Annotated in this window: 9 protein-coding genes; 5 read left to right on the forward strand and 4 right to left on the reverse strand. The window is 73.3% G+C overall.

Annotation, left to right across the window (positions count from 1 at the left end; all coding sequences use genetic code 11):
- Positions 1–180: 180 nt before the first annotated feature.
- The 3 genes from ACWED2_RS03560 to ACWED2_RS03570 form a co-directional block, all read right to left on the reverse strand.
- Positions 181–1,821: a PucR family transcriptional regulator gene (locus ACWED2_RS03560; protein WP_449688857.1), complete on the reverse strand. Its 1,641-nt coding sequence runs from the start codon at positions 1,819–1,821 to the stop codon at positions 181–183.
- Between the two features lie 64 nt (positions 1,822–1,885).
- Positions 1,886–3,394: a hypothetical protein gene (locus tag ACWED2_RS03565; RefSeq protein WP_449688858.1), complete on the reverse strand. Its 1,509-nt coding sequence runs from the start codon at positions 3,392–3,394 to the stop codon at positions 1,886–1,888.
- A gap of 216 nt (positions 3,395–3,610) precedes the next feature.
- Positions 3,611–7,186 carry a discoidin domain-containing protein gene (locus ACWED2_RS03570; protein ID WP_449688859.1) on the reverse strand — a complete coding sequence of 1,192 codons (3,576 nt, stop codon included), beginning with the start codon at positions 7,184–7,186 and terminating at the stop codon, positions 3,611–3,613.
- 216 nt (positions 7,187–7,402) lie between these two features.
- Here ACWED2_RS03570 and ACWED2_RS03575 point away from each other — a divergent pair, with 216 nt between their 5' ends.
- Positions 7,403–7,837, forward strand: a complete 435-nt coding sequence (locus tag ACWED2_RS03575; RefSeq protein WP_449688860.1) for an SRPBCC family protein — start codon at positions 7,403–7,405, stop codon at positions 7,835–7,837.
- A 13-nt stretch (positions 7,838–7,850) separates the two neighbouring features.
- Here ACWED2_RS03575 and ACWED2_RS03580 read toward each other — a convergent pair whose 3' ends face one another.
- On the reverse strand, positions 7,851–8,723 hold the full coding sequence (locus tag ACWED2_RS03580) for a MerR family transcriptional regulator (protein WP_449688861.1): 873 nt from the start codon (positions 8,721–8,723) through the stop codon (positions 7,851–7,853).
- Between the two features lie 213 nt (positions 8,724–8,936).
- Here ACWED2_RS03580 and ACWED2_RS03585 point away from each other — a divergent pair, with 213 nt between their 5' ends.
- The 4 genes from ACWED2_RS03585 (at position 8,937) to glgC (ending at position 13,346) form a co-directional block, all read left to right on the forward strand.
- Complete coding sequence (locus ACWED2_RS03585) at positions 8,937–9,302, forward strand: STAS domain-containing protein (protein ID WP_449688862.1); 366 nt, start codon at positions 8,937–8,939, stop codon at positions 9,300–9,302.
- A 125-nt stretch (positions 9,303–9,427) separates the two neighbouring features.
- Positions 9,428–10,816 (forward strand): carboxypeptidase regulatory-like domain-containing protein, encoded by a 1,389-nt coding sequence (locus tag ACWED2_RS03590; RefSeq protein ID WP_449688863.1) that lies wholly within the window; start codon positions 9,428–9,430, stop codon positions 10,814–10,816.
- Positions 10,817–10,977: 161 nt separating this feature from the next.
- Positions 10,978–12,132 carry a glycogen synthase gene (gene glgA / locus ACWED2_RS03595; RefSeq protein ID WP_449688864.1) on the forward strand — a complete coding sequence of 385 codons (1,155 nt, stop codon included), beginning with the start codon at positions 10,978–10,980 and terminating at the stop codon, positions 12,130–12,132.
- On the forward strand, positions 12,129–13,346 hold the full coding sequence (gene glgC / locus ACWED2_RS03600; protein WP_449688865.1) for a glucose-1-phosphate adenylyltransferase: 1,218 nt from the start codon (positions 12,129–12,131) through the stop codon (positions 13,344–13,346). Before glgA ends, glgC begins: the two co-directional genes overlap by 4 nt.
- Positions 13,347–13,351: the final 5 nt, after the last annotated feature.

A 13,351-nucleotide genomic window follows, 5' to 3' on the forward strand; every position in this document is an offset into this window, starting at 1 on the left:
GACCCCCGGCTCCGCGGCCAACGCAATTTCCGTGTGCGCGAAGGGGCATGACCCGTGATTGAGCGGGAATCACCCGTGATTGGAGGGGCATCACGCGTGTCTGGCGAGACATTTCGCTGATGCCCCTCCGGACACGCGTATGTCCCCTCCGGACACGCGTGATACCCCTTCTGCACGGTGTCAGGAGGGTGGCGGGGCCACCACGCGGAGCTGGAGCATGGCCGCGAACCGCGCTTCCGGGTCCGTCAGGTCGAAGCCGCCGACTTCGGTGAGGCGGCGCAGGCGGTAGCGGAAGGTGTTCGCGTGGACGTGGACCGCCGCGGAGGCCGCGTTCACGTCGCCGAACGCGTCCAGCCAGGCCCGGAGCGTCTCCACCAGGTGGGCGTGGTGCTGCGCGTCGTAGTCGAGGAGGCGGGCCACCGCGCCGGTCGGGCGGTCGCCGCGCGCCGCCACGAGGTCCTGCAGCTCCAGGAGCAGGGCCTCGACGTGCACGTCCGCCAGCAGCGCGACCCGGCGGCCGGCGCCGCTGCCCGACCTGAGCACGCGCAACGCCCGGTCCGCGCTGCCGCGGGCTTCCGGCAGCTCGGCCGCGCTGCGCGCCACCGGGCCGATGCCCACCACCGCCCGGACGCGGTCGCCGACGCGGTCCAGGAAGTCCTTGGCGATCCGCAGGGCGCGCCGCTCGGCGTCGGTGTCGCGGGTCACTGGGACCAGCCCGTACGCCGTGTCGCCGACGAGCGCGGCGGCGCACCGCGGGTGGACCGCGCTCAGGTGCATCGCCAGCCCGTCGCTGAGACGCTGCCGATCGGCGGCGAGCTCGGCGTCGGCGGCGCCGGCGCCCGGCACCGCGAGCGCCAGCACGACGACCGGCTGGTCGGCCAGGCCGAGCCGGCTCAGCGCCTCGCGGGCGCCGGCCCCGCCTTCCAGGGCCGTGCTCAGCAGGTCCGCGCGCAGCCGCCGTTCGACGTCGGCGCCCGCCCGGACGCGCAGCAGGTGCAGGGCCACCACGCGGGCGGCGTCGCGCAGGGCCTGCGTCCGGTCGGGGGTCAGCGGTTCGCGCACCGCGGCCCAGATCGAGCCGAGAACTTCGTCGCCGGCCCGGACCGCGACCGCCACCCGCGGGACCGAGATGCCTTCCGGGTTGTCCGGCGCCAGGTGCACGTACACCGGCTCGTCGCTGCGGTAGAGGTCACGGAACACGCCGCGCTCGGCGAGCATGCGGGCGAACCGCTCGGGCACCTGCCGGCCCAGGATGGTTTCGACGCGCGAGGGGTCGGCTTCGTCCTGCCGTCCGGAGAACGCCAGGACGCGGGAGCGCCGGTCCTCGATGGTGACGGGCGCGTCGATCAGCGCGGCGATCGCGTTGGCCGCGGCGAACAGGTCACCCGACGGCAGCCCGGCGAGCGTTTCCGGCTGGGCGTCGCCGACGTCGCCCTCGGCCAGCAGCGACCGCAGCATCGCGGCGAGCTGGGCCCAGGAGGCGCCCCGGGCGAGACCCAGCACGGCGACGCCGGTCTCCTCGACGGCGGCCGAGATCGCCTCGGTCACCGTGACCGGGGCGCGCAGCACGAGCCCGGCGGCGTCGTGGCGGGCCAGCGTCCGCAGCTGCCGCACGACCTCGTCCGGGTCGGCGAGGCCGACGCCCAGCACCAGGGCGTTCTGCGGCAGCGCGGGTTCGTCGAGCGGGTCGTGGATGGCGACGCCGCCGATGCCGCCGGGGCGGTCGCCGTCGCCGAGGACGAGGTCCAGGAGCGTGCCGCCCAGGTCGTCGAGGACACGGCCGAGGCCGGCGTGCGGGCGCAGGTTCACGGAAACGAGCACCTCCCGAAGCTAGGCGCGACGCTGTCAGCCTAGTTCGTCGCGCCGGACGAAATCAGCCCTCGATTCAGTCGCCCGCGACCAACTCCTCCCACCAGGGGATGAGCCGGAAGGACACGTCGCCGAGACCGCGGAAGAAGACGCGCCGGGATCCGGCCGCGAATTCGGGCTCGTGTTCGTGCGAGCTGTGCCGCCTGGTCTCCCAGACGTAGCGCGGGACACCGGCGGGCGCGTCCGGCTCCTGCTCCTCGTCGAACTGCTCGGTGACGAGCACGACGCGATCGGGCCGCGCGGCGACGGCGGCGCGGGATTCCGTGGAGTGCCACCGGATCAGCGCGTGCAGCGGCGACTCCCCCGGCTCGAGCGGGAACCGCCCGCCACCGGGGTGGACGATGTCGGCCTCGGCGCACCGCTGCGCCAGGGCGAGCCCGAAGACGATCCGGGTGTCGCTGCCCGGTTCGATCACGACGAGGGTGCGCCCGCGCAGCCGCGGAACGGCATCGAGGCTGTGCCGCGCCCCGGCGGCGAGCGCGGTCTCCCACCGGCGGCTGTCCACCCCGCGCCAGGCCGCGGCGAACCGCAGCGGCCCGAGCCCGGAGGCGCGCACTTCGGCGGGATCGGCGATCCGCGCGGCGACGGCCATGGCGGTCTCGAAGCCGATCCCGGCCTTGTCGAGCCGGCGCAGGTGGGCGAGGAGCGCGGACAGGGGAAGGTGCGGGATCAGGGGTTCCAGGCGGGCGAGGCCGCCGGGTTGGGCCAGCAGGTCGGCCAGGGGCAGGGCCGCGAGGACGGTTTCGGCTTCGGCGGCGCGCCGGAGCTGGGCGAGCCGCTGCCCGGGTGGCGGGTCGCCGGTGCCCGTGCGGAGGTCGGCGATGAGCTGCAGTGGCCCGGTGATCGGCTGATGCCCGGCCGCCGGCTCGGCGGGCGGCGGTCCCGCGTCGTCGCCTCTCCCATGCGGGTCCGCCGCGCCGGACAGGCCGGCCCAGCTCCGCACCAACGGCAACGTCGCCGGAATCGTCCGGACCTTCCCGTGCCGCCGGGCCAACGCGTGCCGGAACAAATCTCCCTGCGCCCGATCTCGGGCTCGCGGGTGCACCAGCCTGATCACCTCGCCGAACCGCAGGGGCCGTGGGGTGCCGATCCCGCCGTGCCGCGGGAGGTCGGCGCGGACGAAACCCAGCTCGAAGTGGTGACCTCCGTCGTCGTACGCCGGCACAGCCGGCTCGTCGTACAGGCGCGTCACCGCGTCGGCCACCCCTCGCTTCACCGGCTTCGGCAACCCTCCGTACGCCACGGCCCAGTACGCCAGCAGGTGCCCCGGGTCGTCCGCCCGGCGCAGCACCGACCCGATCACCTGCCGGGACAGCCCGTGCCCGCCCCGCTCCAGCCGCCCGGCGACGAACGCCGCCGCCCCGACCAGCGCCGGGTAGCGCATCGGGGTCGCCACCCGGAGCCAGCGCAGGAAACCCGGCGCCCACGCCGGATCCGCCGCCCGCAGCAGCGACACGTACTTCTCCCGATCCGCCGGTGGCCACGCGAAGAACGCGTCCTGGTACGCCGCCCTGGCCAGGACCACCCGGTACAGCTCCTCGATGACCGCCCCTCCCCCACGTCGGGCCCGCGAACGAGGAGCACCGAGACCCGGACCGGCTCCGGGCTGGTCGTCGGCGGACGGTGAGGAGGTGCACCCGGCACCCCTCCACTCGCTCCGGATCGCGACCCACAGCCACGCACCGGCACTCCTTGTTCGCAGGCCCCGCGAGCGTAGCGGCGGGGTCCGACAAAACCGCGGCTAGTTCAGCTTCGCCGCGACGTTGTACGCCTCCACCAGCAGTCTCGCGTTCGGCACCCGCCGACGGGGCTCGACGCGGACCGTGCGGCTCTCCCCCGGCAGCAGCCAGAAGTAGTTGTCGCCGTAGCGGGTCGGCAGCACGCGGTCGGTGCCGTTGCGCTCCCGCAGCGACAGCCGGATCATCGCCGCCACCGTGCGCCCGTCGTTGCGGATCGTCGCCGTGTACGCGTCGCCGTCGGGCCGCAGCGACGTCGTCAGGCGCGCGCCCGGGAGCTGGTTCAGCGCGCGCATCGCCGCGTCCGTCCGGTAGCGCCAGTACGTGTTCTCCGACAGCACCGTGCCGCGGCCGTCGGTCAACGTCAACCGGAGCAGGTGCAGGTCCGGCAGCCCGTCGGCGAACGGGACGGTGAACGCCGCCGCGGCCGAAACCGGGGCCACGTCGAGCTTCTGCTGCTGGACCGGCCCGAGCGAAGCACCGTCGAGACCGTACAGCCGCGCCGTGGCGGTCACGCCGGCCAGCGCGCCCGGCGTGTGGTTGACCACCCGCACCTGCCACGTCGTCAGGTCGGCCTGGACGTGCCGGGCCTCGCAGCCCTTGCGCGCGCCGTAATAACTGCCGTTGACGTCGAGGTCGTAGTCGTAGGTCTGCCAGACCGTGCTGTGCCACGCCGGGTGCGACATCCACAGCAGCACACCGGTGGCGTCGTTCCACAGCTTCGCGTTCCACGCCTCGAAGATCGCGCGCATGCTTTCGTAGTTGACGAACTGCGCCTTGCGGCAGAACTCCGCGAGGCTCGTCGACGGCGCCAGCCGCGCGTCGATCGCCGCCAGGTAGCTCTGCGGCGACTGGTTCCCGTTCGTGGACCAGTCGTGCAGGAACCACGGCGCGCCGATCGGCCAGCCCGGGTCGTCCGGCCCGACCAGGTTCCGCATGCTCTCGACGACCGACACCGTCGGCAGGCCGATCTCGCTCCAGAACCCGGCCTTGCCGCCGGTCGCCTCGCCGGTGAAGTACCGCTTCGGGTCCTGCCAGTAGTACGGGCCGTCGCCGGTGATCACGCCGCCCGCCGAATTGCCCTGGTAGAGCAGGTCGGTGTGCGAGTGGACGAGGTCGCGCAGCGCGTTGTCGATCACCGGCGGCGGGGTGCCCTCGTTGCAGCCGAACCAGACGGTCGCGCAGGCGTGGTGGCGGTAGCGCAGCACGGTGTCCTTCGCCTGCGCCAGGAAGATGTCGTGGTTGGCCGGGTCGGTCGACCAGCCGTCCCAGAACTCGTTCCACAGCAGGATGCCGTACTTGTCGCAGGCGTCGAACAGCTCCGGCCGGTACGACGACCCGACCCAGTTGCGGATCAGGGTGAAGTTCATGTCGCGGTGCATGGCGACGACGGCGTCGGCCCGTTCGGCGGGCATCCGGCGCAGCAGTTCGTCCCAGCCCCAGCTGCCGCCGCGGGCGAAGATCTTCACGCCGTTGACGAGAAAGGTCAGCGGCTTCGGGCGGTTGTCCACCGACGCGGCTTCGGTCCAGGTGTCGCCGTCCTGCGACACCTGGATCTCGAACGTCGCCGCGTACGCGGTTTCCCAGGTCAGCACGACCCGGTCGAACGCCGTCGCGGCGCCGAGGTCGACCTGAAGCCACTGGTTGTCGCTGTATTCCGACGTCCAGCGCGTGTTCGGGTCGCCGTCGAAGGCACGCTCGGGTGGGTTGCCGTCGGCCACCGACTGCGACGCCGACGGCTTGCCCTGGGCCAGGTCGGGGCCCGAGCCGTCCAGCACGGACATCGTCCAGAGCGAAAAACCCCAGTTGGTCGCCCGCTGGAGACCCTGCATCCGGACGAACCGCGCGTTCTGCGGCGCGAGCTCGACGGTCTGGGTCGCCCGGCTGTCCGAGATGACGATCGGCAGGTCGTAGGCGTACCCGATCTCGCGCAGGCCGATCTTGACCGTCCGGCGGTCGCTCGTAGCGGCACCGATCGCCGCGGTCAGGTTCAGGTCGTACCGGTACGGGTCGCCGTAGCCGTTGGGCCACCATAGCTTCGCGTTCTCGACCCGCTGCTTCGGGAACACGACGTCGGTGGCCTGCCCGGCCGGCACCGTGACCGTCGCCGCCAGGTTCACCGGGCCGAAGGCCGCGGTGACCTTGACGCGCTGGGCGGTCGCGGCGGCGTTGCGCACCGGGACGGTGAGCGTCACCTCGGCGGTGTTCGCGTCCGGCACTTTCGTGTCGACGCGGACGTCGCCGAGCACGGCGGCGCCGGTGGAGCGCAGGCGCACGTGGTCCCAGAGGCCGGCCGCGCGGTCGCGCACCGCGGGCATCCAGTCCCAGCCGGAGACGGCGAGGTAGGTCGGCGAGTTGTCGAACATCGTGCCGCCCGCGTCGACCCAGGAGCTGCCGTCGGACCCCTTGTCGCCGGGGCTGCCGGGCCGCGGCATCGGCGAGATCCGCACGGCCAGTACCTGCTCGCCGGTGCGCCACAGCGCCGCGGTGACGTCGTACGCGCCGCGGCCGAACGGGTGGCTCTGCGTGGCGATTTCGGTGCCGTTGAGCCAGATCGAGGCCTCGTGGTTGACGCCGTCGAACTCGAGCCAGACGTGCCGGCCGGGCGAGGTGTCGAGGCCGCGCGGGAGGGCGAAGCGGCGCCGGTACCACCACGCGTGGCGCGAAATCGCTTCCGGGACGTGCAGGTTGTTCATCCCGGACACCGGGTCGGGCAGCTGCCCCTGCTCGACGAGCGAGGCCAGCACGGTGCCGGGCACGGTCGCCGGGAGCCAGCCACGGGTGTCCACCGCGGAAGCCGAGAGGGCCCGGCCGTCGCCGGTGGGCGCCCAGTCGTCCATGGTGAGCACCCAGCCGGATTCGAGCGGCACGGTGCCGTCGGCCGCCACCGCGAGCGCGGGCGGGTCGTCGTCCGGGCGCACCGGGAAGCTCGTCCAGCCGCGGACCGCCGGCCGGGCTCCGCGGCTGGTGCCGAAGACCTGGAAACCGTTGAGGCCCAGGGGATTCGCCGTCGAACGCCGGCTCGCGGTGAAGCGGACCCAGCGCGCGGTGACGGCCAGCGGGATGGTGACCACACCGCCGGTGCCCGCGTCGGTGTGGTGCACGGTGCGCCAGGCCTTGCCGTCGCCGGAGACGTCGAGGTCGAACGCCGTCGCGTAGCTGGACTGGATTTCGAAGCCGCTGGTGCGGGAGCGCGAGGCGCCGGCGTCGAAGGCCGGGTCGCCGGGCCGGGCCTCGAAGGTGAGGACCACGGACTCGATAGCGCACGAAGCCTGCAGGTCGACGACGATCCACTGGCCGTCGCCCGGTGCGGCACGCCAGCCGGAGCCGCGGACGCCGACCTGCGCGAGCCCGTCGACGGCGAACTCGGCCGGGGTGGCGGCGTAGCCGGTCGAGGAGACCTGGACCGGCCGGAACAGGGCGAGGTCGCTCCCGCGGCTCTCCGGCGCGGCCGGCTCGGCCGACGCGACCCCGGGCAGGACGGCCGCGAGGCCGAACCCGGCCAGCAGGCCGGTCCCCGCGGTCAGGACGTGCCGGCGGGACATCCCGGCCACCTCCGCGCGCTTGTTCTCCTCCGCCATGCGGGCTCCGTTCTTCGGGCGGCAACCGGGGACCTGGCGGGGTGTGGCGCCGTGGGGCTGACAACGTTGCCAGGAAGCTTCCGCCGCGGCTGTCGACACCGTCAAGAAGACAAGGAGGACAAGAATCCGGGGGATGACATCGATGTCTTCACCCGGCCTCGGCGAGCGGCACGAGGTAAGCTTGCAACGAAGTTGAAGCGATTTACGGAGGCTCGAGTGGTCCAGGTCGAACGCACGGTCACGGTGGGCGCGCCGATCGGCGCGGTGGCGGAGTACCTGGCCGACTTCGCGCACACGGAGGACTGGGACCCGGGCACGGTTTCGTGCACCCGCACCGATCCGGGCCCGATCGAGGTCGGTGCGCGGTGGCACAACGTGTCGGAGTTCCGCGGCCGGAAGACGGAGCTGGACTACCGGCTGACCCGTCGCGAAGCAGGCCGGGTGACGTTCGTCGGCGAGAACAAGACGGCCACCTCGACCGACGACTTCACGCTCTCGGCGGGCCCGGACGGCACGCGGGTCCGGTACCGGGCGACGATCGTGTTCCACGGCTTGGCCAAGCTCGCGAGCCCGCTGCTGAAGCGCGAGTTCGAGCGGCTCGGCGACGAGGTGGTGCCGGAACTGCGCCGGGTACTGGGCGCGTTGACCTGACCGGCGCCGGGCCTCAGTCCTCCGCGTGCTCCACCGCGAGCTCCACGGCCGAGGCCAGGTCGTTCACCCACCGGAAGCCGCGATCGCCCAGGTGGGCCCAGCCCGGCCCGGCCGTGCCCACTTCGCACCCGGACGTGCGGAGCCGGGCCGCCAGGAGGTCGTCCGCCGTCGTCGGGGCCATCGACCACAGCATCACCAGCACCGGGTCCAGGCGGGCCGCCAGGTCCGCGACCGTTTCCGCCGGGACCAGCTGCCCCAGGTACGCCACCGGCACCGCCGCCTCGGCCAGCACCGCCCGCAGCGCCTCGACCGGCAGCGAGTGCCGTTCCGCGGGGCAGCACGCCAGCAGCACCGGGCGGCCCGGCACCGCCGCCGGGAACCGGCGGCTGAAGCGCTCGAACGCCAGGGAGATCTCCGAGGTCAGCGCCCATTCCGAGGCGAAACACGCGTCGCCGCGCTGCCAGCGGTCGCCCAGGCCGCGCAGGACCGGGGCCAGCACCTCCGTCCAGGTCGCGGCCGGGCCCAGGGTGCCGAGCGTTTCGTCCAGCAACCCCGCCACCGAGGCGTACCGGAGCTCGTCCGCGGCGTCCGTGAGCTCGCGCGCGCGGCGGGACGCCGGCACCTCGAGCCCGGCCGGCGCGCGGCCGAACGCCGCTTCCGCCGCCTCCCGGACCGGCATCCCCCGCCCGACCAGCCGTTGCATGTGCTGCAGGCGGCGGACGTCCGCGTCGGAATAGCGGCGGTGCCGCCCGGCACCGGCGGGCGGGCCGATCCCGTAGCGCGCGCTCCAGCTGCGCAGCGTCACCGGCGAGACCCCGAGCAGCTCGGCCACTTTGCCGGGCGCCCAGGCCCCGGCGATGGGAAGCGCGTCGTCGTCGGGTTCCACCGTGCCCCTTCGCCTCGCGGACCGTGAACTGCCGAAGTTTAGCGACGTCCGCGCCGGCCGGACGGCGAAGACACGCAGGCCCCGGCGGGGCTCCCCCAGCGCCGCACCCGCTTCGCAACGCTTCTGCATCGCGGCCCGCGCCGCGGCCACCGCCCGGCGAATGATCTTGCGCCGCCGCGGGTACCTGCACTGCACTCTGGGAGGAACGAACCGATGATCGACCACCACCCCGCGTCCGCCCTCGCCAGCACGACCGAGGCCGGCGTCGTGACCGTCCACTGCGCGGGCGAACTGGACCTGGCGAACGCGCACGAACTGCGGAAGGCCCTGCTGGATCCCCTCCACGACGGCGCCCGCGGCGTCGTCGTGGACCTGACCGAGACGACCTTCTGTGACTCGACCGTCTTCAGCGTGCTGGTCGAAGCCTACCGGGTCGCCACCACGCGGAACGTGCCCTATGCCATCGCGGCCGGCCGCGGCGCGGTCGTCCGCCCGCTGCGGATCCTCGGCTTGGACCGGCAGCTGCCCCTGCACACCGGGCCCGGCACGGCCCGGGCGGCCGTCGCGGGTGGGTGTTGATCACCCCGTCGGCCCTGGTCCGGGGCCTCCGCGTTCGCTAGCTTGACGGTGATCGCAGTTTTCTGCGCCATCGCCGGGCGGCGCCGCGGGGAGCCGCCCGCCCGGCCGTTCCAGGGGGACCCACCGTGTCCAGAACACCCCTGCGCGGGGTGAGACGGCTCTTCGCCGTGCTCGCCACCGTGCTCGCCACCGGCGCGCTCACCGTGCCGGCCGCCCACGCCGACAACCCTTCGCTGCTCATCACGGCGTCCGTCGGCGCCGAGCCCCGGCTGGTCGGCAAGCCCTTCCCGATCACGCTGACGCTCACCAACCCGACCGACCAGCCGCTGACGAAGGTCACGGTGTGGGACGAGCACCTCTCCGGCTCGTGGATCTCGATCCAGGACTGGGCGGGCCTCGGCGGCAGCCCGCAGGCCGGCGTGCCGCTCGACGCGGGCGCCACCCGGACGTTCACGATCACCGCCATCGTCTACAACTGGAACTCCGACGTCCCGCACGAGCGGTTCCGCGGTGACTGGGCCCAGGGCGGCGACCTGGTCATCCCGTTGATCGACCCGACGACGACCCACGGGCCGGCCTCCGGTGTCGTCTACGGCGACCGCAACGAGAACGGCGCCCTCGACCCGGGCGAAGCGCTGCCCGGGGCCGTCGCCTACCTGTTCGGCACGGGTTCCGGCAACCAGATCGAGGCGACCACCGACGCGGACGGGCGGTTCACCTTCACCGGCGTGCCGGCCCAGCGCTACGGGATCTCCACCCGGAACCTGCCGGACGGCTGGACGTACGAGGGCGGCCCCCAGGAGTACCTCGACGTCGACGGCAGCGACCCCGGACCCGCGGTGCGGCTGCGCGCGCTCCGGCCGTTCTCCGAGAAGGTGCACGCGACCGGCTCGTTCGACCGCGGCACGTACCAGGTGGGCGACCCCGTCCAGGTCACGTTCACGCTGACCAACGTCAGTGCCGGCGACGTCCACGGGATCACCGGGGGTTGTGACCGCTTCGGGTCCGCCGACCACCTGCTCGGCTGGACCGGCTGGACCGACATCGTCGCCCCGGGCACGTTCGACCTGGCCGCGGGCGAAACGCGGACGGTCACCGAAACCGGCACCGTCCCCGAGGCCGCCACCTCCTACGGCTCGTTCTACCTCGCCTGCGACTTCGGGCCCGCCTCCGGCCCGGGCGGCGGGGCGCCGAGGGTCGACCTCTTCGCCCACGTCCCGGCTCCGCCGGGCAACACCGCGGGCGTGATCTACCACGACGACAACGGCAACTACACCGTCGACGCGGGCGAGCCGATCGCCGGGACGACGGTCGAGCTGGTCGACCGGGTCGACGGTTCGGTCACCGCCACCACGGTGTCGGACGCGCAGGGCCACGTGGCGTTCACGAGCGTTCCGGCCGGCCCGTACAGCGTGCGCGTCGACGGCTGGCGCCCGGCGGAGGACGCCGCCGACGTCGACGTCGGCACCTGCTGGTACTGCGGTCAGGACTGGGCCCTCCCCTACCGCCGCTGACCCCGCCGGAGCGGACCGGACCGCGCGGGCGGTCCGGTCCGCTCTCCGGCGGTCCCGGTCCCCCCGGGCGGCGCGATCACCCGGGCAGTGACGGAAAACTCGCGGAATTCCCCGGTCCGCCAGACTGCGCCACGGGCCCGTCAGGCCCTAGGGTTCGCATCATGAAGGTCGGCCTGCTCACCCGCGAATACCCGCCGGAGGTCTACGGCGGTGCCGGGGTCCACGTGGAGTTCCTCGCCCGGGAGTTGCGACCGCTGGTCGACCTCGACGTGCACTGCTGGGGCGCGGACCGCGCCGACGCCACCGGGCACACGGATCCGCACGGCTACCGGCAGCCCGCGTTCACGACCATGGACATCGCCGTCTCCATGGCGAACGCCCTCGAAGGCCACGACCTCGCGCACAGCCACACCTGGTACGCGAACCTCGCCGGGCACCTGGCGAAGCTGACCCACGGCATCCCGCACGTCGTCACCGCGCACTCGCTCGAGCCGCTGCGGCCGTGGAAGGCCGAGCAGCTCGGCGGCGGCTACCGCGTCTCGTCGTGGATCGAGCGCGAAGCCTACGAAGCCGCCGACGCGATCGTCGCCGTCAGCGGCGGGATGCGCCGGGACGTGCTCGCCGCCTACCCCGCGGTGCCGCCCGAGCGCGTGCACGTGATCCACAACGGCATCGACACCACGCTCTACCGGCCCGACCCGGGCACCGAGGCACTGGCGAAGCACGGCATCGACCCGGACCGGCCGTACGTGCTGTTCGTCGGCCGGATCACCCGGCAGAAGGGCGTCCCGCACCTCGTCCGGGCCGGCGCTTCGCTCGACCCCGGCACCCAGCTGGTGCTGTGCGCCGGCGGCGCCGACACCCCCGAGCTGGACGCCGAGTTCCGCGGACTGGTCGCCGAGCTGGAGAAGACCCGCACCGGCGTCCGCTGGATCCCGGAGATGCTGCCGCGCGACGAGGTCGTGCAGCTGCTGACCCACGCCGCGGTGTTCGCCTGCCCGTCGGTCTACGAGCCGCTCGGGATCGTGAACCTCGAGGCGATGGCGTGCGGCACGCCGGTGGTGGCCAGCGATGTCGGCGGCATCCCCGAGGTCGTCGACGACGGCCGGACCGGGCTGCTGGTGCACTACGACGAACAGGACCCGCAGGGGTTCGAGGCGGCCCTGGCCGCCGCGCTGAACGAGGTGGTGGGCTCGCCGGAGCGGGCCGCCGCGATGGGCACCGCCGGCCGCGAGCGCGCGGTCGGCGAGTTCGGCTGGAAGGCGATCGCCGAGCGGACGGTCGCCCTCTACGAGGCGTGCGGGAGGTCGCTGTGAACAGCGAATGCCATGTCCTGGGCATCGTGCTCGCGGGCGGGGAGGGCAAGCGCCTGATGCCGCTCACGGCGGACCGGGCGAAGCCGGCGGTGCCGTTCGGCGGCACGCACCGGCTGATCGACTTCGTGCTCTCCAACCTCGTGCACGGCGGCATCCGGCGGCTGTGCGTGCTGACGCAGTACAAGTCCCACTCGCTCGACCGGCACATCTCGACGACCTGGCGGCTGTCGTCGCTGACCGGCGAGTACGTCACGCCGGTGCCCGCGCAGCAGCGGCTGGGCCCGCGCTGGTACCAGGGCAGCGCCGACGCGATCCACCAGAGCCTCAACCTCGTCCACGACGAGAACCCCGAGTACATCGCGGTGTTCGGCGCGGACAACATCTACCGGATGGACCCGCGGCAGATGCTGGAGGCGCACATCGCCTCGGGCGCGGGCGTCACCGTGGCCGGCATCCGGGTCCCGCGGCAGGAGGCGAGCTCGTTCGGCGTCATCCGGACCACCGACGGGCTGCTGATCGACGCCTTCATGGAGAAGCCGGCCGACCCGCCGGGCCTGCCGGACTCGCCCGACGAGGCGTACGTCTCCATGGGCAACTACATCTTCACGACGAAGGTGATGCTGGAGGCCCTGTACGCCGACGCCGAAAACGCGGCGTCGCACCACGACATGGGCCGGGACATCATCCCGGCGCTGGTCAAATCGGGCGAAGCCGCCGTCTACGACTTCAACACGAATGTGGTGCCCGGCGAAACCGAACGCGACCACGGTTACTGGCGCGACGTCGGAACCATCGACAGCTACTACGAGGCGCACGTCGACCTCATTTCGACGCACCCGATCTTCAACCTCTACAACCGGCGGTGGCCGATCCTCGCCCACCCCGGCCAGCGGGCCGCGGCGAAGTTCGTCGAGGGCGGCTCGGCGAACCAGTCGATCGTGAGCAACGGCTGCATCATCTCCGGCGCCCAGGTCGTCGACTCGGTGCTCTCCCCCGACGTCATCGTCGAGCAGGGTGCGGTCGTGCAGGGCTCGGTGCTGCTCGACGGCGCCCGCGTCGGCCGCGGCGCGGTGGTGCGGCGGGCGATCCTGGACAAGAACGTCGTGGTGCCCGCGGGCGCGCACATCGGTGTCGACCTGGCCCGCGACCGCGGCCACTACCACGTCAGCGAGGGTGGCATCGTGGTGCTGGGCAAGGGGGAACGCGCGATCTGAGCCGC

This window comes from Amycolatopsis sp. NPDC005003 (assembly GCF_053600695.1).